The 20,869-nt window shown below is 46.4% G+C and carries 16 protein-coding genes; 10 read left to right on the top strand and 6 right to left on the bottom strand.

The window, feature by feature from the left end; translation table 11 throughout:
* Nucleotides 1-52: 52 nt before the first annotated feature.
* The 3 genes from MHH25_RS28855 to MHH25_RS28845 are packed head-to-tail and all read left to right on the top strand — an operon-like array spanning nucleotide 53 to nucleotide 4,193.
* On the top strand, nucleotides 53-595 hold the full coding sequence (locus MHH25_RS28855; protein ID WP_339190835.1) for a MarR family transcriptional regulator: 543 nt from the start codon (nucleotides 53-55) through the stop codon (nucleotides 593-595).
* Nucleotides 592-2,319, top strand: coding sequence for an ABC transporter ATP-binding protein (locus MHH25_RS28850; protein ID WP_076253717.1), 1,728 nt, complete (start codon nucleotides 592-594; stop codon nucleotides 2,317-2,319). Before MHH25_RS28855 ends, MHH25_RS28850 begins: the two co-directional genes overlap by 4 nt.
* Complete coding sequence (locus MHH25_RS28845) at nucleotides 2,316-4,193, top strand: ABC transporter ATP-binding protein (protein ID WP_340018688.1); 1,878 nt, start codon at nucleotides 2,316-2,318, stop codon at nucleotides 4,191-4,193. The genes MHH25_RS28850 and MHH25_RS28845 overlap by 4 nt, the downstream gene beginning before the upstream one ends.
* A 653-nt stretch (nucleotides 4,194-4,846) precedes the next feature.
* Here MHH25_RS28845 and MHH25_RS28840 read toward each other — a convergent pair.
* A complete protein-coding gene (locus MHH25_RS28840) occupies nucleotides 4,847-5,440 on the bottom strand; it encodes a hypothetical protein (RefSeq protein ID WP_340018687.1) in 594 nt (197 codons plus the stop codon).
* Between the two features lie 546 nt (nucleotides 5,441-5,986).
* On the opposite strand from MHH25_RS28840, the gene MHH25_RS28835 reads away from it, so the two are divergent.
* Nucleotides 5,987-6,883, top strand: a complete 897-nt coding sequence (locus MHH25_RS28835) for a YegS/Rv2252/BmrU family lipid kinase (protein ID WP_340018686.1) — start codon at nucleotides 5,987-5,989, stop codon at nucleotides 6,881-6,883.
* A gap of 40 nt (nucleotides 6,884-6,923) precedes the next feature.
* Here MHH25_RS28835 and MHH25_RS28830 read toward each other — a convergent pair whose 3' ends face one another.
* Entirely contained in the window at nucleotides 6,924-7,514 is a 591-nt protein-coding gene (locus MHH25_RS28830) for a GNAT family protein (RefSeq protein ID WP_340018685.1), read from the bottom strand.
* 328 nt (nucleotides 7,515-7,842) lie between these two features.
* Between MHH25_RS28830 and MHH25_RS28825 the strand changes: the two genes are divergently transcribed.
* On the top strand, nucleotides 7,843-8,640 hold the full coding sequence (locus tag MHH25_RS28825; protein ID WP_338707243.1) for a hypothetical protein: 798 nt from the start codon (nucleotides 7,843-7,845) through the stop codon (nucleotides 8,638-8,640).
* A gap of 155 nt (nucleotides 8,641-8,795) precedes the next feature.
* Here MHH25_RS28825 and MHH25_RS28820 read toward each other — a convergent pair whose 3' ends face one another.
* Nucleotides 8,796-9,422, bottom strand: a complete 627-nt coding sequence (locus MHH25_RS28820) for a TetR/AcrR family transcriptional regulator (protein WP_340018684.1) — start codon at nucleotides 9,420-9,422, stop codon at nucleotides 8,796-8,798.
* A 178-nt stretch (nucleotides 9,423-9,600) separates the two neighbouring features.
* Between MHH25_RS28820 and MHH25_RS28815 the strand changes: the two genes are divergently transcribed.
* Together MHH25_RS28815 and MHH25_RS28810 are read left to right on the top strand one after the other, a co-directional pair.
* Nucleotides 9,601-11,832, top strand: coding sequence for an MMPL family transporter (locus MHH25_RS28815; protein ID WP_340018683.1), 2,232 nt, complete (start codon nucleotides 9,601-9,603; stop codon nucleotides 11,830-11,832).
* A 269-nt stretch (nucleotides 11,833-12,101) separates the two neighbouring features.
* Complete coding sequence (locus tag MHH25_RS28810) at nucleotides 12,102-13,055, top strand: nucleoside hydrolase (RefSeq protein WP_017691781.1); 954 nt, start codon at nucleotides 12,102-12,104, stop codon at nucleotides 13,053-13,055.
* A gap of 223 nt (nucleotides 13,056-13,278) precedes the next feature.
* On the opposite strand, the gene MHH25_RS28805 is transcribed toward MHH25_RS28810, so the two are convergent.
* The 3 genes from MHH25_RS28805 to MHH25_RS28795 all read right to left on the bottom strand — a co-directional run bounded on the left by MHH25_RS28805 (nucleotide 13,279) and on the right by MHH25_RS28795 (nucleotide 17,427).
* Nucleotides 13,279-14,997 carry a methyl-accepting chemotaxis protein gene (locus MHH25_RS28805; RefSeq protein ID WP_340018682.1) on the bottom strand — a complete coding sequence of 573 codons (1,719 nt, stop codon included), beginning with the start codon at nucleotides 14,995-14,997 and terminating at the stop codon, nucleotides 13,279-13,281.
* A 276-nt stretch (nucleotides 14,998-15,273) separates the two neighbouring features.
* Complete coding sequence (locus tag MHH25_RS28800) at nucleotides 15,274-16,020, bottom strand: DUF3105 domain-containing protein (RefSeq protein WP_340018681.1); 747 nt, start codon at nucleotides 16,018-16,020, stop codon at nucleotides 15,274-15,276.
* Nucleotides 16,021-16,512: 492 nt separating this feature from the next.
* A complete protein-coding gene (locus MHH25_RS28795; RefSeq protein ID WP_340018680.1) occupies nucleotides 16,513-17,427 on the bottom strand; it encodes a hypothetical protein in 915 nt (304 codons plus the stop codon).
* 375 nt (nucleotides 17,428-17,802) lie between these two features.
* Between MHH25_RS28795 and MHH25_RS28790 the strand changes: the two genes are divergently transcribed.
* The 3 genes from MHH25_RS28790 to MHH25_RS28780 all read left to right on the top strand — a co-directional run bounded on the left by MHH25_RS28790 (nucleotide 17,803) and on the right by MHH25_RS28780 (nucleotide 20,676).
* The gene (locus MHH25_RS28790) at nucleotides 17,803-18,147 is read left to right on the top strand and encodes a Na-translocating system protein MpsC family protein (protein WP_017691786.1); all 345 of its coding nucleotides are present in this window, start codon (nucleotides 17,803-17,805) and stop codon (nucleotides 18,145-18,147) included.
* 250 nt (nucleotides 18,148-18,397) lie between these two features.
* A complete protein-coding gene (locus MHH25_RS28785) occupies nucleotides 18,398-19,468 on the top strand; it encodes an ABC transporter substrate-binding protein (RefSeq protein ID WP_036613093.1) in 1,071 nt (356 codons plus the stop codon).
* Nucleotides 19,469-19,737: 269 nt separating this feature from the next.
* Nucleotides 19,738-20,676, top strand: a complete 939-nt coding sequence (locus tag MHH25_RS28780; RefSeq protein ID WP_340018679.1) for a nucleoside hydrolase — start codon at nucleotides 19,738-19,740, stop codon at nucleotides 20,674-20,676.
* Nucleotides 20,677-20,869 lie beyond the last annotated feature (193 nt).

Below are 20,869 nucleotides of genomic sequence, written 5' to 3'. Positions count from 1 at the left end.
CCTATGATGTTGGATGTCTATGGAATGATAAAGAAAGAAGGAGGGACCCATTATGACTGGTATAGATCCGGTCGCTCAGAAGCTTTTGTACTCCATTATGCAGTTTAATAAAGGCAAATGGAGGCAACATAAACCTCATGGGCGCAATCACAATGAAATTATGGTGCTGGGTTGTTTACTCCACGGGATGCATCCGGGAGAACAATTGAACTGGCAGGACAATCCGCCTGATTTCAATGACACGATCGAATCCAATCACCCCGGGATGAAAGTCTCGGAAATCAGCGCATTGCTACGAGTGAAGTCACCGACCATTACACCTGTTATTCGTGGCCTTGAAGATGAGGGACTGGTCAAACGGACGATGGACCCGGAGGATCGCCGTGCTGTCCGCATCACGATTACTGAAGCAGGTCGTGAAATTATTCGGGCTGCTCACCAAGAACGCATGGAAATATTCAATAAGTTAGTTGACCATTTGGGTGAGCAAGACAGTACTCAGCTGGCTGAGTTGTTGACAAAGGTATACACCTTTTTTGATACATTAACTTCCTTGCAAAAGGATGATTCGACAAGAGGAGATGATAAGCCATGATGAAACTGTTTCGCATGCTGAAGCCATACCAAATTCCGATTATTTTTATTCTGGTGTTGGTACTGTTTCAGTCGCTTGCTGAATTGTACCTGCCTACGTTAATGGCAGATATTGTGAATGACGGCATCATTAAAGGGGATATCCCGTATATCTGGCAGATTGGTGGATGGATGTTGGTCATCGCGATTGGCGGAACAGCGTGTTCGGTGATTGCCAGTTATCTCTCATCTCGAACAGCGGGTGGATTTGCCAAACAACTGCGTAGCAGAGTATTCCGCCATGTGGAGAACTTCTCTCTCCAAGAGTTCGATAAGATGGGTACTGCTTCGCTGATTACGCGTACGACGAATGACATCACACAGGTACAGAATGTACTTACAATGATGCTGCGCATGATGATTATGGCTCCGCTCATGTGTATCGGGGGGATCTTCATGGCGGTATCTCAGGACGCCAAATTATCTACGATTTTCCTGGTCGTGCTTCCGGTACTGGGTGGAGCTATTGCGCTGATTGGTGCCAAGGGTTTACCTTTGTTCAAAACCATTCAGAAAAAGCTGGACCGACTCAACCTGGTGCTACGTGAGCAGTTAACAGGGATTCGGGTTGTTCGTTCCTTTAACCGTGGGGAGCATGAGAAAGTGCGCTTTAACGGGGCTAATACAGAACTGAGAGATTCATCGATCAAAGTTAATGTGCTCATGGCGACCATCATGCCTGTGATGATGCTGGTTATGAACTTTTCGATGATTGCCATCCTTTATTTTGGTGGAATGCGGATCGACACTGGTAATATGAACATCGGTGCGTTGATTGCCTTCATCCAATATGCAATGCAGATCATGTTCTCACTGATTATGGTTTCGATGATCTTTGTTATGATTCCAAGAGCTTCAGCATCGGCAGAACGGATCAACGAAGTGCTTGATATGCAGCCGGATCTTAGCAATCCCGAGCAGCCTCGTGGTATGAAATCCATGCAGGGTATGATTGAGTTTGACAATGTAACTTTCCGTTATCCGGGCGCAGAGAATCCAGCTTTGTCCGATATCTCCTTCACAGCTCGCTCAGGTGAGACAACAGCCATCATAGGCGGTACGGGTTCTGGGAAATCGACATTGCTCAGTCTTATTCCACGATTTTATGATGTGACCGAAGGCAGTGTTCGGGTAAATGGTACGGATGTGCGTGAAATTCGGCAGGAAGATCTGCGTGCCAAAATTGGCTTTGTACCACAAAAAGCAGTCCTCTTTACGGGTACGATTACGGAGAATATTCGTCACGGGAAAGATGATGCCACAATGGATGAAGTTGTTCATGCAGCCCGTACGGCTCAGGCGGAGAACTTCATTACCGAGATGAAAGAGGGATATGACAGCCTTATCGCACAAGGTGGTAACAACGTATCTGGTGGACAAAAGCAACGTCTGTCCATCGCTCGCGCACTTGTTCGCCGGCCGGAAGTTTATATCTTTGATGACAGTTTCTCTGCTCTCGATTTCAAAACGGATGCTAAACTTCGTGCTGCACTGAAGTCCGAAACGACAGAAGCGGCTGTGCTAATTGTTGCGCAACGCGTAAGTACAGTAATGGATGCCGATCGCATTCTGGTTATGGATGAGGGCCGAATTGTCGGTTCAGGAACACATAAAGAGCTGCTGGAGCACAATGAAGTGTATCGCGAGATTGTATCCTCCCAGCTGACAGAGGAGGAGATCGCATGAGTGAACGTACAGAACGTAAGTCGCCTCGTTCCCATGGTGGGCCGGGTCCAGGTCCCGGAATGGGCATGCGACCTCCCGCTGAGAAAGCAAAAGATTTTAAAGGCACACTGCGTCGCTTGATTCGTTATCTCCAGCCCCATAGTTCTCGTCTGTTAGGTGTGCTGGTTGCAGCCATTTTGAGTACCGTATTCAGCATCATCAGTCCAAAAGTTATGGCCGAAGGAACGGATATTCTCAGTAAAGGCGCCATTGCCATCCTTCAGGGTGTACAGGGAGCCGGGATTGATTTTCCTGCATTGATGAAAGTGTTATACCTGCTTGGCGGACTCTATCTGTTCAGTGCTGCATTTATGTATGTTCAGCAATACCTGATGGCCGGTGTGGCCCAACGTGTTGTGTATGACATGCGTGAGCAGATCAGTGCGAAGGTTGGACGTCTTCCTTTGAAATATTTTGACTCCCGCACAACTGGGGAGACACTTAGCCGTGCCACGAATGACGTGGACAATATCAGTAATACACTTCAGCAAAGTTTGGCACAGTTCATTACGTCCATCGTCACAATTGTCGGCGTAATTATCATGATGCTGACGATTAGTCCATGGATGACGCTGATCACGATTTTGACGTTGCCACTCAGTGTAGTTGTTGTCATGCTGGTTGCATCTCGTTCGCAAAAACACTTTGCGGGTCAACAGAAATCCCTTGGGGAACTGAATGGTCATGTCGAAGAGATGTACACGGGACACAAGGTTGTCAAAGCATTTGGACGCGAAGAACAATCCGTACAGCAATTTGAGAAGGTCAATGAAGAATTGTATGAATCTGGCTGGAAAGCCCAGTTTATCTCCGGTATTATTATGCCGCTCATGAGTTTTGTGGGTAACTTGGGTTATGTACTGATCTGTGTGGTCGGTGGGATCTTCGTTACACGTGGTTCTATCTCTATTGGGGATATTCTGGCCTTCACACAATATTCCCGTCAATTTACACAACCGATTAACCAGATTGCAAATATCTCGAATATTATTCAATCGACGATTGCTTCGGCAGAACGGGTATTCGAGTTGCTGGATGAAGAGGAAGAAGTTCCGGAGTCCAAACAACCCGTGCAATTACAGCAGCCTAAAGGTGCGGTTGCATTCCAAGGTGTTAATTTTGGATATAAAGAAAATGAACTGCTCATTCATAACATGAATATTGATGTAAAACCGGGACAGACGGTAGCCATTGTTGGACCAACGGGAGCCGGTAAAACCACCCTGATCAACCTGTTAATGCGTTTCTACGAAATTCAGGATGGTCGGATTACGATTGACGGTGCAGACATTAAGGACATGGAGCGTGGTAAGCTGCGCAGTCTGTTCGGCATGGTGCTTCAGGATACCTGGTTGTTCAACGGAACGATTCGGGACAACATCGCCTATGGTCGAGAAGGTTCTACGGAAGACGATGTAATTAAGGCAGCCGTTGCGGCACATGCGGATCACTTTATCCGTACACTGCCTGATGGTTATGATACGGTGCTGAATGAAGAGGCGTCGAACATCTCTCAAGGGCAGAAACAGTTGCTCACAATTGCAAGAGCAATTCTGGCGAACCCGGCCATCCTCATTCTGGATGAAGCGACGAGTAGCGTGGATACACGGACCGAAGTATTTATCCAGAAAGCAATGAATGATCTGATGAAGGATCGCACAAGCTTTGTCATTGCACACCGTTTGTCTACCATTCGCGGCGCCGATCTGATCCTGGTTATGGATCATGGTAACGTGATTGAACAGGGTAATCATGATGAATTGATGGCAAGTCAGGGCTTCTATGCGGATCTGTACAATAGTCAGTTTGCGGAGCAACAACCGCAGGCGATCTGATTACACTGTAACTAACAAGAATAGCCGGGAGCCCCCTAGGGATGCTCCCGGCTATTTGTCGTGTATCCAGAGGAGTGTATTCCAATGTGAAGCTGATTGGATTCGTTTGGATACGATGGATCTATAAGATGTGAAGGAACGTTGGCATGGTAACTGGGTTAAGGTGTCCGTCAGCCTTTCAGTTGTTTGCGTGAGGTGCAGACAGGATGAGGGTTCATCCTTCGTCCATACTAACGAATTGTAGACACCTTATATGGAGGATTATCAAGCACTCCCAATTCTAACGAACTTGAGACATGTTATTTCTCTGATAAGCAACACAAAGTGGTAAAATAAACTGCAGAATGAGAAAATAAGTGTCTACGATTCGTTAGAATGCCGGAATTGTGGAATTGGGCCTATTTGAGTGTGCTTAGTTCGTTAAACATTTCAAATAAACCGTAGTCATAATTGTCTTACATATGCCATGCTGCAAAAATAAAAACGGGACGAAGCGGTGTAACTACACTGCTTTGTCCCGTTTATTTATATTTTGAATTCATTGTACATCAATCTAGATACAAGCATACGAGCATAAGATTACCGATTGGGACATCCAGATTAGTCATGAGATACTTTGTATGCCTCTGTTTGAACAGGGCATGACCCGCATTTTACTGATCCTTAGAATCGTTCGAAGGTTCATCAGTGTCATTGCTAGAGACTGACTTCACTTCTGCCTTCACGTCGTCGCTGTTAGCTTCCTCCAGGGCAGACGGAGCGGGTTCACCCGGGATTAATTCGCGCTGCTCAATCATGCGTTTGACAACCTCATAACAGTCATCCACATGTTTGTTACCCACATAGCGCATGGCTGTGAAGCTGAGTGCGGCAGCCAGTCCCTGTCCTGCAAACGGAACAAATTTGGCGACCGATTTGGTGGCTACGCGTATGCCGACTCTTTTCAGAACCTGTACCACCAATTCCTTGGTGATCATACGACCGATGACTTTGCTTCCGATGGACATCACGAATCCATAGATCATGGATTTGGTCTCGGGGTCCATGCCGTCCAGCTGTTTTTGTGATAATCCGAATTTATTGTTAATGGCAGGCAACAGCTGCATCAGCATCCCCACATCAGCCAGTACGTCTGTACCGGGTAGCGGAACGAGTGTTGTACCGGCAGATGCGGTAGCTCTTTTGCGAACCATGGTACGGCATTCCTTGCGAACTTGCTCCAATTGTTCCAACGTTGCCGGAATCATAGGGAATCCCTCCATTCGTATATGGTATAGATATAACCGTTTTGACTCAATTTGAATGGGTTCTCACCAGCAAAATTTGCAGCCTTATGACATTAAGGTGCGGAGAAACCCTCATTCTCATGCATAAATCTGGTTAAAAAAGGAATTGGCTAGTTAGATAAAAGGGTTATCTATTTAAGTTTAACTATACATTTACACGAGAACGTAGAGGACAGAATAACCTGAAGAAGCGAAGTGTTGGCCTAAAAGCTTTCTGAAAGAAAGCTACATCGGAAGCATACGCTTATCACCAGATTTTCACCTTTGTAAAAGTAAATCAGAAAAATCTGGGGATAACAGCGATCGGAAGGTTATTCTGGCATCGGAGCGGCATGTGTGAATATTCTTAAGTTGAACTTATATAGCTATTACGAATGAATGAGGATTAGGATGCATACCTGATTGGGAAACCTATTTGGAATCATGATGAGTGCGTAGCGAAGGGCTTGTTTACGGCTTCGACCTTTGTGGGTAAAGGGTAACAAGCATTGGAATGGAGGAAGAGGGATGGAGTTTAACAAAGCGTTGTTAATTCATCATCATCATTCGGGCAAGGCCAATCGTGAGAATACAGTAGGCCTTGTGGCTGGTGTGCTGGCTCCCGCTGTTCCTGAACTCGTCATTGTGCGTACGGATGAACCAGGTGAAGGAGAGAAGCTGTGTCGTGAACGCGGGGAACAATTCGATGTGGTGTTTATCCTGGGTGGGGATGGCACGGTGCATGAATGCGTGAATGGACTGGCCGATCTGCAACATCCTCCGTTGATAGGCATATTGCCTGGAGGCACCTGTAATGACTTTGCGCGTTCGCTCGGGATTTCACCGGATGCAGAGATTGCGGCACAAGAAATGCTGGCAGGTCGGGTGGTATCTATTGATGTTGGACGAGCTAATGATCGGGTGTTCACGAACTTTTTTGGCATTGGCTTGATCAGTGATGCTTCGCAGAATATTAACGAGAATCTGAAAGGCGCGCTGGGGAAGCTCAGTTATTTTATCAGCACTTTACAGACAATTAGTCATACAGAGCCATTTCGTTACCAACTGGAGGCGGATGGGAAAGAGATGGAAGGCGAAGCGGTGATGATCTATGCAGCCAATGGCCGTTTTCTGGGAACAAATGCATTACCCTTTGCACCGGATGCGTTGCAGGATGGCGAACTGGACGTGCTCATTATTCATGAGACAGGCATTCCGCTGCTGCGAGAGGTTCTGTCACACAAGCCAGAGGGAGAATGGCAACCTCAGAGTGAGAGCATTTCATACTTCAAGGCATCTACGTTAAAAGTGAAGACGGATGCGCCGATGTCAGCCGATACGGATGGCGAATTGTATATGAAGACACCCGCCGAGCTGTCGGTGCTGACGGGTCATTTGAAGTTTCTAACCGGGGAGGGTTATTAAATCCCCCGGTTTTTTGGTTTGATTTTAGCTGATCGAAAACTTAAACACTCTCTGGCTGATCTCTCATATGACGTTGCCTGAACTCATCCTCAAGCATGCTCATCTGAATGGCATCATGGTATTGATGATTGTAGAACAAGACATCCCGCTTCACACCCTCGCGCTGGAATCCAAGCTTCTCATAAGTGCGAATGGCTCGCTCGTTGAAGGCATACACCTCAAGCTCAATTCGATGCAAGTTACAGATTCCGAAGCCGTAGTCCAGCATAAGCAGCAACGCCTCGGTACCGTAACCTTTTCCTTGATGCACCGCCTGATCGATGGCAACCCGGATATGTGCACTGCGATTCTTGGCATGCATGTCCATCAGGACGACATCTCCGATGATCTGGTTATCTTCCTGTAAAGCAATAAGTAGCATGAGTCTGGTGTCATCCTGTGCTGCATTCTCAACGTAACGTTCAACCTGAGTGCGTGTGAAACTGTTCTGTGTTCCTGTCAGCCTGCGCATCTCGGCGTCAAACAGGCCAGGGAAGTAAGCATCCACATCTGTAATCTCGAAAGGGCGCAGGTATATGCGCGACGTTTCCAGCAGACGAGGGATACGTGGGGATGGTTTTGGTGGTGACATTGTTGTTTCCTCCTATGAGTTCAAGGCTAGTGTTATTCATGTTATGTATCGTATTAATCAACGGGAAATAGATAATTAACAACACTTTACCATATTTTCTCATGCTTGTAGCTATAATGGTCGATATAAGTATTGTCGTGCTTGCTAAGTCGAAGAGAAACCTAGTTTGAAGATTCGTATTACTCTGCTCGAATTACATATTTTGATTTGCTGTACTGTATACATAGCTGCGTTGTAGTAAACCAGACATTCATAGTCTTAAAGAGACGTATCAGTTTACCTTAGCAGGCCGATAGATTTTATATAATAGAAATGGGGATTTAACGAAATGCGAAAGTTAGAGAATTATTTGAAGTGGTTTACTGTTTTTTTAATTTTGGTTACACCGCTGTTTACTTCACCTGGACAGGTCTTAGCAGCGAAAAAAGAAATCTATATTACTCTTTCTGGTGAGAAACACAGATATGTGGGAGAAGTCAAAAATGGTGTTCCTAATGGTAAAGGAATATCCTACTTTCCAAATGGGAAGAAGAGCTTTGAAGGTAAGTTTGTAGCGGGAATGCCTCATGAAGGAAAAAGGTATAACGCAGATGGAAAGCTGTACTCGGATATTTCTAATGGACAGGGAAAGACTTATTACCCAAATGGAAAGTTTAATTATGTTGGTAAGGTGGATAAGGAAACATGGCTTCCTTCAGGTAAGGGTACCGAATATTATCCAGATGGAACGGTTAAATATAAGGGCGATTTTTTGAATGGTTCGTTTCATGGTCAAGGTAAGTGGTATACAGAATATGGTGAAATGTTCTATCAGGGTACGTTTAAGAATGGTTTGCCACAGGGACAAGGTAAAGCATATCAATATGGAGAAATTGCCTATGTTGGTGCATTTGATAAAGGAGTACCCACGTATTCTGGCAAAATTAAATTGTACGAAGATGGTGTAATCATCTATGATGGGCAGGCTAAAAATGGAGCTATTACCGGCAAAGGTAAAGGGTACTTAAACGGTAAGTTAGTCTATGTGGGCATGTTTAAAAACGGAAGACCAACGGGTGAAGGTAAATTCTATACGGAGAATAGTAGTGATGGTCCTAATATATCTATTTATATCACTGTCGACTAAGTAACAGGGAAGTAATTACAGGAACAATTCAAAATTTTCAGGAGCAGAGTCCTATAATCATGATTAGATTTCAACCAATAAACCATCGGTAGGTGTGTTCATTACATCGCCCGATGGTTTTTGGCATAACTGCTTTTGAGATACAGCTATATATTTTAGTTTCGCCTAACCGCTCCATCCAGAAATAGCGCCACCAGTTCCTGCGCAAGTTCCTCAATGCTGCCGCCATTCATGTTTCGTACATCTTCGCGGTTCGCGAGCATCAGCAGTGACGTAAATGCATGGGCAAGCAGCATAGGGTTCCCGACCCGCAAATAACCATTATCCATCTCCTTCTGAAAATGGGTGGCTAGCACTTCAAAGATACGAATCTCCGCTTCCCGAATCTGAGCGAGCTGCTCCGTGTCCAGATGTTTCTCGGCTTCTCGCATCATGGTTTCCGTTTCAATATGGGAATGCTGCATCTTCGCTTCAGCAACCTTAACCAGTCGTTCTTGCAACGTACCAGGTTCATCCAGACGGAGCGAAGTCTGCTGCATGCCCATCGCCATCATGCGGGTGATGGCAACGGTGAACAGGTCGGCTTTGCTGGTGAAATGATAATAGATTGATGCTTTGGTCACATTACATAACGAAGCGATCTGCTGGAGAGAGACGGGTTCATACCCGTATTCCATAAATAGACGTGACGCGGTCATCAATATGTTTGATTGTACAGATGCTTGATCCACACCAGTTTTGGGTCTACCCGGTGAACGGGGAATGTTTGTTTTTTTGCTCATAAGTACATACCTCTTTACGTATTTAATTGCTTGTTAGAAGTGTTCACAAAATTAGGCATTGCAAAATTAACCTTCCGGTATATATAATTAACTCGATTATACTATGACCCGTGGTTCATTACTACACCATCATATATATTAGGGCTTCATAGAAACAGAATAGGGAGATGAAGAGACAATGCAGGAAGGTTCGGGTTACGGCCGCTGGGTTGCCGGCAAACGAAGCAAATGGATTACGCTGTTGGTATGGATCATTATCGCCGTTGTGCTTGGCATGGTATGGCCTGCTGTAGGTGATCGTGAAACCAATAACGCACAGGATCTGAGTGAATCCAAACCATCGGTTCAGGCAGCTGCACTTGCCGAGAAGGAATTCCCTGGTGGTGAAGGATTGCCCGCGCTGATCGTATGGCGTCAAGCCGGCGGTCTGACGGATGAGCAGATTGAGAACATTCAGGCATTAACGGAGCGACTGGATCAAGATCCGGTAGAACAACAACAGTCCGTTGTGCCACTCTATCAATTGCCACCACAGGCATTGAAAGGCCAGCTTTCGGAAGACGGAAGTACTTTGGTTATGCCACTTTTCTTCAATGAAGGTGCCGATTCAGAACAATTGAAGGAAGCTATTGAAGCACTTGAGCAAAAAACACAAGACATCTTCGGGGCAAATCCGTTCGATGTAGCCATAGATGATACCAATACACTGATTGCCCGTGTGACAGGGCCAGTAGGGATATCCATTGATGCGAGCGGGCTATTCTCCTCCGCCGATGTATCCTTGCTGATCGCTACGGTTGTACTGGTATTAGTACTGTTGCTGTTGATCTACCGCTCGCCTGTACTGGCAATTATCCCGATTATTGCGGTTGGATTCGCGTATATGGTGACAAGCCCCATACTCGGATTCATGGCAGATCAAGGCTGGATTACGGTGGATGCACAGTCCATTTCGATCATGACCGTGTTGTTATTTGGAGCAGGAACGGATTACTGCCTGTTCATGATCTCCAGATACCGCCAAATTCTCTATCATGAGCCGGACAAAAAGAAAGCCATTTTCCAGGCAATTACCGGATCATCTGGCGCCATTGCTATGAGTGGATTCACGGTCGTTGCAGCACTACTGGTACTGTTGCTGGCTGAATACGGTGCATATCATCGCTTTGCAGTACCATTCAGTCTGTCCATCTTTATCATGTTTATTGCAAGTCTGACACTGGTTCCGGCGCTTCTGGCGATCTTCGGTCGGGGTTCATTCTATCCGTTCGTACCACGTACACATGAGATGGAAGTGGAGCGTGCGAAGAAAAAAGGCAAACCGGCTCCTGCCCCGCGCAAAGTGAAGGAAAGCTGGATTGGCCGTGTTGTAGTAACAAAGCCATGGACCGTTCTTGCAATTACGTTGGTATTGCTGGGAGGACTGGCGGCATTCTCTACTCAGGTTAAATTCACGTATGATCTGTTGTCTTCCTTCCCGGAGGATGTACCTTCCCGCGAAGGTTTCACCGTCATCGGTGAACAATTCTCCCAAGGTGAGCTGGCTCCAGTCAAAGTGATCGTTGATGCCGAAGGCAAAGAAACTGATCTGAAGCAACGTCTCGAATCGCTGGATTACATTAGCAAAGTAGGCGATGCTCAGCAGGGTGCCGAGAATGCCAACATTACCGCCTTTGATGTGGAATTTAATCTGAATCCATATTCCATGGAGGCAATGCAGCATATTCCAGATCTGCGAGCTACTGCGGAACAGGCGCTTCAAGACGCTGGTGTAGCTAATGTGGACAGTCAGGTCTGGATCGATGGTCAGACGGCTGAACAGTATGACATTGAAGTAACCGGAGAACGGGATGCCAAGATCATTATTCCCGTGGTCATCGGCATGATTACTTTGTTATTACTATTATACCTGCGTTCAGTTGTAGCTACGGCGTATCTGATTGCAACGGTCGTTCTGTCGTATTTCTCTGCACTGGGTCTGGGTTGGATCATCATTCACTATGGCCTTGGCGCAGATGCCATCCAGGGAGCGATTCCATTGTATTCCTTCGTATTCCTCGTGGCACTGGGTGAAGACTACAACATCTTCATGATCTCTAGCATCTGGCAGAAACGTAAAACGATGCCGCTTCGTCAAGCGATTAGAGAAGGTGTTGGCGAGACAAGCTCTGTTATTACATCTGCAGGTCTGATCTTGGCAGGAACGTTTGCGGTTCTTGCTACATTACCAATTCAGGTGTTGGTACAGTTTGGTATTATCACAGCCGTTGGTGTGATGTTGGATACCTTCCTGGTTCGTCCGTTCATGGTACCGGCAATCACCGCATTGCTGGGTAAATGGGCCTTCTGGCCAGGCAAGTATGTGCCGATTGCAGAGAAGAATGAAGAGAAACAGAACCATTCCATGTAATGCATGGAATGGGTGAGATGGACGGCGGGGCTTCAAGCCTGCTGTCCATTTCTTTATTTTCCGAACGATAATGACCTCTACCAGTTGTCCTCCTGAGATGGAATGGTGGAACTGTAAAATATCCGCAGGATGAGGCATGATCCTTGTTTTCTTTGCATGGGGAAGGTTTACGTAGCCAAGGGTTATGGGACATAATAGAGAGAGCGTCGGCCTTGGGCAGACGGATGATCAACATCAATGGGACAACCAGGGGAAGGATGAAAGCAAGCATGACGAACCAACTTAATGTGTATTTTAACCATGACGGCGGCGTGGATGACCTCGTATCGCTGTTCATGCTTCTGCAAATGGACAATGTACATGTAACCGGCGTATCGGTTATTCCGGCAGACGGATATCTGGAGCCAGCAACAGATGCCAGCCGTAAAATTATCGATCGTTTCGGTACATATTCCGTAGAGGTATCCAAATCCAACTCCAGAGGGAAAAATCCATTTCCTGCGGCGTGGAGACTGCATTCCTTCTATGTAGATGCTCTTCCTGTACTGAACGAGTCCGGCAAAATGGAAGCTCCACTCTCTGCTGTTCCGGCACACCAGCATCTGATCGAGAAAGTGCGCAATACCGAAGGCAAAACGTTGCTCCTGTTCACAGGCCCACTGACAGACCTTGCGCGTGCACTGGACGAAGCACCAGACATTGAAGAGAAAATCGACAAGCTGGTATGGATGGGCGGTACATTTGAGCGTGGTAACGTAGAAGAACCTGAGCATGATGGCACAGCAGAGTGGAACGTATTCTGGGACCCGGAAGCCGCTTACCGCGTGTGGCAGAGCGGCATCCAGATCGATCTGGTTGCACTGGAAAGCACGAACAAAGTACCTCTGACTCCAGCCGTTCGTAACCGCTGGGCAGCAGAGCGTCGCTTCGAAGGCGTTGATTTCCTGGGTAACTGTTACGCAGGTTGTCCGCCACTGGTGTACAGTGAGACAAATTCCACATACTATCTGTGGGATGTGCTGACAACGGCTTCCGTTGGACGCGAGGACATCGTGAAGAAAAAAACCGTAAACTGTATTGTCATCCCGGATGGTCCTAGCCAAGGCCGCACGGTGGAGCAAGCAGACGGACGTCCAGTACAACTGGTGTATGATACCGATCCAGAAGCGTTCTTTACGTATATGACGGATTTGGGTAAAAAAGCTGCTCCGCAGCGCTACTAATTCAGGCAGCTGTAAGGCTTGCCATCCTTAAAGGTACAAAAATAAAGCCGCAGGCAGTGTCCGGAAATGGGATTACCCCCATGTTCCCGTCCCTGCCGTGCGGCTTTTTTTGTTGTGGGCTGATCTATATAGATTGATAACAGCGATCGGAAGGTTGTTCTGTCATCGAAGTGGCATGTGTGAATATTCTTTAGTTCAATTTGTATAACAATCTAGCTGCCCGCTATATTTTAAATCGACCAATCAATCCGTTTAACTCACTGGACAATACCCGCAGAGATTCGGCGGATGCACTCATCTCATCCATGGATTGCAGCTGGCTACCGGTAGCGTGCGATACCTTCTGGATACTTGAAGAGGATTCGCGTGAGATATGTTCCATATCCTCCACGGAAGCGGATACTTCTTCTGCACTGGCAGACAGCTGCTCGGATGCTGCGGATACTTCGTGCAGACGTTCATTCATCGTCTCAATCCCGGTATGAATGGATGTGAATGAACGGCCCGCCTCCTGAACAACAGCGAGACCGGATTGGACTGCTGATGTGCTGGCAGACATATGTTCTGACAACAGGGCAGTCTGGCGTGTCATCTCGGCGATCAGTTCGGTTACATGCTGGGACGATTGCTCTGATTCCCCCGCAAGCTTGCGAACCTCTGAGGCAACCACTGCAAACCCGCTGCCATACTCTCCTGCACGAGCTGCTTCAATACTTGCATTAAGTGCGAGCAGATTGGTCTGTGAAGCGATACCTTTCATCAGATGTGCCACCGACTCAATTTTACCTGAGTACTGCTCCAGCTGGGAGGTGGAGGCTACCATCTGCACATTCGCCTGATGAATTTTGTCCATACTGTCCATCGCCGTGTTGATGTTGGCTTGACCTTGCACCGCGTTATTGGTCGTTTCCTGTGATACATCCGCGACTATAGAAGAAGAATTCGCAATGTGCTGCATGCTGCGTGTGATCTCTTCCATGGCTACCGTAACTTCGCCAGCACGAGCCACCTGTTCAGCAGCTCCACTGGCCGTATGATTGGTATGCTCGGCAATGCGCTGGCTGGCTTCAGCAGTCGCCTGTGAATGTTTCGATACTCCTTCTGCAGCTTGTAGCAGAGAGTCGGAGCTTTGACGGATGCCCGTCATGACATCACGGGTACCTGTAACCAGATGTTTGAACTCGGAAGCGAGCTGTCCCACCTCGTCCTTGCGACTAAGTTCAACGTTGACGGTCAGATCGCCTTTTCCTACCTGGGTAATTAACTTCTTCAACTTCACCAATGGTCGGGTCAAGTAATGGGCGAATCCATACACCAGCAAGACACTCAGCAGAACAATAGCCAAGGCTGTCCAGATCATGGTCATACGGTTGCGGGACATCAGTTCATAGACCGCAGTGGAATCAAGATCCGCACCGACCAATCCTAGTACTTTCCCGTCAGCCCCATGGATCGGCACATATGCTGTAATGGTAGCGCCATATTCATCCTGTGTGAGTTCACCCCGAATAGGCTCATTCTGTTCAAAAGCTTGCAACATTCCTTCATAATGGGTCTCTTCTGCGGAACCGTAAGAGGAGAAGTCATCCTCTGCCACATCCGCAGCAGCCCCATCCACAACGTAGAAATATGTATTTGTTCCATTTTCTTCGCGTGTACCAAGGGTGTACAGATACTTGAGTCCATTGGCCTCGCGTAGCTGACTAAGCTGCTCACGCAATATGTCGTAATACGCTGTCTCGTCCTGTCCGGTACTGAGTGGTGCATACAGAGAGGTGTCAATTAATGCAGCTGCCCGTTCACCCACAGCCTGTGCCTGCATCCCCATGGATTGCTCGACCAGTTGGGCTGATGAACGGTACATGGTAATGCCAAGAACCGCACCCGCGGCCAGCATCAGACAGGAAAAAAATAAAAAGATCCTCATAAACAAACTGTTCATTGGTAAAAGTGTTCCCCCTTGATTTGTTAAATCAATCGTCTTTTTGTCTCTTTACTCGGTGCTTGTCGTTCTTCTTTGGTTCGGTATGTATTGTATATCAAATATACAGTTTTCTACTTGAAATATCGGCATCTGGTCGATAAAGAATTAGCCCCCGAGTCAATTTGATCCGGGAGCTAGTTTCGTTTCAATCCTATATTGTCCATGCCCATCAGTGGAAGAAACCTCATTGTTACTCCATAGTGAGGGGCTTCACATGACTGAGTGATTACGTCATTACATCGTTCCGCCGCCCTGGCGAACAGAGGCAGGAATCTTTTCAGGTCCCTGATTAATATATTTATTGATAAAAGTACCTACTTTGGCATCGTCGAATTGGTCGAGCTTCATTGTTTTGGTCCATGCGGTCACCACGACTTCACTGCCTTCGGGAATACTCTTGTTGGGTACAGCCAGAATACCTGCTCCGGCTTCGCGGAATTTGGCTAGGTATTTCAGATGTTCCTTCAAATCCTCGCTTGCGTTCTCACGATAATAGATGATGATGTCCCCGTGCTCCAGATTGTGTACCAGATAATTATAGCCTGGGAAGTCGGTGTAAAATCCAAACTTGATATCATGCGGATTATGCGGTCCCGATGTTGGAATTGTCATCTCATACTGAATGGGGTCCTCCGTATGGTCTGCCCCGTAATATTTATCGTCCGTTACGTCGATTGTCGCGTTGGACTCCAGATCAGCTACATTATATGTTTTACCTGCCCCTTGCATGAAGAACAGACCAAACGTAATAATCGACACTGCCATCATTACATGTGCAGCCAGCCGAAGGGATCGACTTTTTTTATGGATGTCTGCCCGCTCTTTCTTTTTCATGTGGCCCAGAATTTTGCCCTGTGTGCGTGATGCCCAGATATAGGCGGCGATGGAGAACAGCAATACAATTACACCTACGATGAGCCACAGGTAGGATGTACCTGTCTCGTGCTCCATTTGCATATGATTCATATGAGTCATGTCCATAGAGAGTTCCTCTGCTTTCTTTGTAAAATGAGTGATTAATACACTACATAATGTAGTGTTGATGGCAACGAAGAATCCTCACATTACGTAACAGGAGTTTCTGGATTGGTTTATTACGTAAATAAGAACATACCTGTTGCACTACACATTATAGTGTATGATACATGCTCCGTGCAATGCTGCCTTGGAAAAACAAAAAAAGACCTTCCCGGCATGAGCAAGGAAGGCCTTAATATAAATCCAAAGAGTCAGTAAGATTTATATTTATTGAAATAACCATTTACACGAAACGTAGAGGACAGAAATAACCTGAAGAAGCGGAAGCTAAAAGCTTTCTGCAAGAAAGCTGCTTCGGAAGCATATGCTTCGCCTTTATCTCCAGATTTTCACCTTTGTAAAAGTGAATAAAAAAATCTGGAGATAACAGCGATCGGAAGGTTGTTCTGTCATCGAAGTAACGAGTGTAAACAGCTTTATTCCAACTGATATAGTTTACAGACGTCCAAACGGCGAAAGCATCATGCCAATCAGTCCAATGATAATCTCACCCAACAATCGATACAGAATAAAGAATACGACCGCATTGGCGATTAGTACGCTGTACATGCTGTCGATGGCTGCTTTGGTACGATTCAGTGGATATTGGAACAGCACCGCGTTCAGCGCAACAAAGATAATGATATACGAGACAGCAAGTAATGAGATCGCGATGGAATACGAGATGATAATAAACAGATTCGCCAGAACAAGGGATACGACAGCAGGAACAAGCAATGTACCAAACTGGGCAACCAGTGTTTTGGGACGGAAGGTTATTTTTTCAATCTTCAGAATAGCGTACATCAGTGCAATAGAGGCAATCAGGATAATGACGGTGAACAACAACGGTCTTAAAAATCCACCAATGAACAAGCCGTCCATGCCTATGCGACTAAAGGTAATTAAGAAGTATGTAGAAGATAGAACTGCAATTAGCGCCATCGTTAGCCATCCGTTTAGGGAATGCTGGTCACCAACGGTTTTCATCGTCTGATAAGGACGGGCCAATACACTGAGGAAATAGGATAGATACTGTTTGCTTACTTCTTTGGCTTGCTGAACTTTCTCATTCTGCACAATATTATTCCACTGATTGGAGCTATTGTCTCCTGCAGAAGCATGGTCATTGGTGCCTGTTGATTCTCTCGCCTGTTCCTTGTGAATGGAGATGGATGGTGTGTTGGATGGAACGGATGCCTGGGAAGAGGTAGCCTGCGTGCTGGACCAACGGGTATATTCGGGTTCGGAAGCAGCAGATTCCGAGTTCGGTACAGGAGTTGGTGATGAGGTTGTTTGCGTTAGATTAGAGCCGCACCTCTCGCAAAAATGGGCATCTCCATTTTCGTGATTACATACTGGACATTTCATGGTATAAGCCTCCAATTTCTAGAAAATAAAAACATGTCAACATTGTGTCTCATTTTAACGGTTAATGACGAAGTTTGTCTATGTTTCGCAGGAATTAGTACCCAATTAGGGAAAGTTGAAACAAAGGCCTCGAATCCTGTGTATGAAAACGGAGTATAGAAGCAACAATAGTATAGGAATGACATGCAGGCATATTAATGTAAATTCACTGTGGTTTAAGACGAATTGTTTTTGGTTGTTAATGTCTCATCGTTCGCTTTTATGTGTTATTCTCATGTTAACTATATCTTTTGGGTTGCCTATGATCGTATATTTATGTATAATCAATCGTGTTAACACGTCGAATGTACGGTAGTAAGAGATGTGGGTGAGTTCATGGAACTACTGGACAGCAATGAGAGCAAGAAGAAGATGTGCCAGTATTATAACGAAATTTCGAAGGAACTGTTCGGATTTGGCACCACTCTCCTGAGAGTGACCATTGATCAGAATATTGTGACCTTCTACGCGAAGCACCGACGTTCACCGCGCTCTGACGCCCTGGAAGGGGAGGCCCCCGGCTTAAAGCTGGAAGTGGACTTCCGCATGTCTGTCTTATATAAGAAGAAATTCCGGGAGAAGCTCGAGCAACACATGGGTTTGCCAATTGAAGCTATATTGCGGGATTATGATGCGTCCACTCAGTGGGCAATCACAAATGTGATTCTGGAACAGGCCTAAGGATGGATCGGCAGGATTAATTCTTGTTGATGTATGCAGAGGTTATGGCCCGGATTCATGATCAGGTTCCGTACAATTTCATATGATGGCGTCTGTCTTCGGATTGATTCTGAAGCAGAAACCGATGATGTACCGGCAGCGGGTGTCGCTTTCCTTTGTTTACGAAGAAAAGTGTTCTTGTTTATACAAGAGCACTTTTCTTTTTGTTTTTTCATACACATCACATATATCAGGGGGAATCAGGATCATGATGAAAAAGTGGATTAGCGGTTTGGCAGCAGTGGCAATGACATCAGTATTACTTGCAGGTTGTGGCAGCAGCACGGATGATGCAACAGGCGGATCAGGCAGTGGGGGAACCGCAGCGAACAAATTGGTTATCTCCACTTGGGGCTTCTCTGAAGATTTCTTCAATGAAGAAGTATTTGGTCCATTCGAAAAAGAACATAATGTAGACATCGTGCTCGAAGTCGGCAATAATGCTGAACGTCTGAACAAAATCCGTCAAGGTACATCGAATGTCGATGTCATCTACCTGTCTGATTACTATGCACAACAAGGTATCGATGAAGGTCTGTTTGAGAAAATTGACCGCTCCAAAATTCCAAATGTAAATGACATTTATGATATTGCCAAAGCACCACTTGGTGAGGATTATGGCCCGGCCTACACGGTTGGACAGCTCGGTATCGCTTATAACCCGGATCTCGTATCCAAAGAAGTGACTTCATGGAGTGACCTGTGGGACCCGGCGTTCGAAGGTAACCTGACCATTCCGAATATTACGGCAACAGCAGGCCCGATGGTTGTGGATGCAGCTTCCCGTGTAGCTGGAAACGATACGTTTAATGAAGATGCGGCATTTGCTGAACTGAAAAAACTGAGCGGCAATGTGGTGAAATTCTACAGTCAAACATCCGAATTCGTGAATATGTTCTCCCAAGAAGAGATTGCTGGCGGACCGATCATGGAAATGTATTTCAAAGATCTGAAAGCAGCCGTGCCTAATGCAAAGTTTGTTACACCTAGCGAAGGTGCATATGCCGTGATGAACACAATCAATGTCGTGAAGGGCAGCAAAAACAAAGAGCTGGCTGAAGAGTTCATCAACTGGCAGCTGAGCCAGGATGTACAAGCGAAATCTGCCAAAGCCAAAGTCGATTCCCCGGTTAACACAAAGGTTGAACTGACTGCTGAAGAAGCAGAAGGCGTAACATATGGCGCTGAAGTTGTTGAGAAGCTGAACAAGCTGGATATGGAATTCGTGAATCAACAGGTTAAAGGCTGGACAGATCGCTGGAACCGTGAGATTGCACAATAAAAACAAGTAACCGACTAAATAGTTATCTTTGATCTATATAGTTTAACTAAACTTTTTACACGAGAACGGAGAGGGCAGAAATAACGTGAAGAAGCGAAGCGTTCGCCTTTATCCCCGGATTTTCCCCTTGAAGAAGGGATTCAAAAAAATCTGGGGATAACAGCGATCGGAAGGTTATTCTGTCATCGGAGTGGTAAGTGTAAATATTCTTTAGTTCAACTTATCATTTGCAGCAAGCAACCATATCACCGCATAGGAGTTGAGAACGGATGAGTGAAGCGCAAAATCGCATCATTCTGGACGTGGACACGGGGATTGACGATGCACTGGCGATTTTGCTGGCCGTCAAAAGCCGGAAGCTGGACATTCTCGGTATCACCACAGTCTGTGGGAACGTATCACTTCAGCAGGCAACAGAGAATACATGCAAAATTCTTGAACTCGCGGGTGCACCTGAAATTCCGGTCATTGCCGGAGCAGCTGGACCGCTTACTCGCAAGTCTCATTATGAACACCGGGTACATGGACAGGACGGATTGGGTGGTGCGCTGCCTGATCCGGCCGTGTCCAAGAAAGCCGAGGAAGGTTTTGCGCCAGACTTTATCGTGGAACAAGCCAAGCAATATCCGGGCAAACTGACATTAATCATGACCGCACCCTTAACGAACTTGGCCCTCGCGCTTATGAAGTGCCCTGAATTACCTTCTTTATTGAAGGAAGTCATCTTCATGGGTGGTGTTGTTCGCGGACATGGCAATATTACACCAACCGCTGAGTACAACACATACGCTGATCCAGAGGCGGCACGCATTGTACTGCACGCAGGCATCGAGAAGCTTACTCAAGTCGGACTGGATGTGACGCGTCAAACATTGCTGAATGAAGCAACGATTGAGCGCCTCACAGATCCTGTAATACGTGCATACGTCGCTCAAAGCACAGAGATTTACATCAACCGTTACGAACAAATGAACGGCGTCCGCGCTTGCGCTTTACATGATCCACTAGCCGTAGGCGTAGTCCTTGCCCCGGAACTGGTAGGACGCAAATCGTATTACGTGGATGTCGAAACCGCCAGCCGCCTGTGCGATGGTCAGATGGTATGTGACTTCCAAAACCGTTTAGGCGAGCAGCCCAACACCCTCGTCTGCGAAACCGTAGATGCGGAAGCATTCCTTGAACTGTTTATCAACGCGTTAAACGCGTAGTTGCTCTGCCCCAATTAGATATTTATACGATTGCGGAGAGTGCAGAACCGATCTGGAGAAGCGAAGCGTTCCCCTTTATCCCCCGATTTTTACCTATGAAAGTGAATCAATAAATCGGGGGATAACAGGGATCGAAGGACGGTACTGCAATCGGAGTATTCAAGTATCAATCTCGAATTAAATTTACAAGTCA

It is taken from the genome of Paenibacillus sp. FSL H3-0457, from assembly GCF_037981725.1.
GTDB classification, from domain to species: Bacteria; Bacillota; Bacilli; order Paenibacillales; family Paenibacillaceae; genus Paenibacillus; species Paenibacillus amylolyticus.
This window is presented reverse-complemented; position numbering and strand designations above follow the sequence as displayed.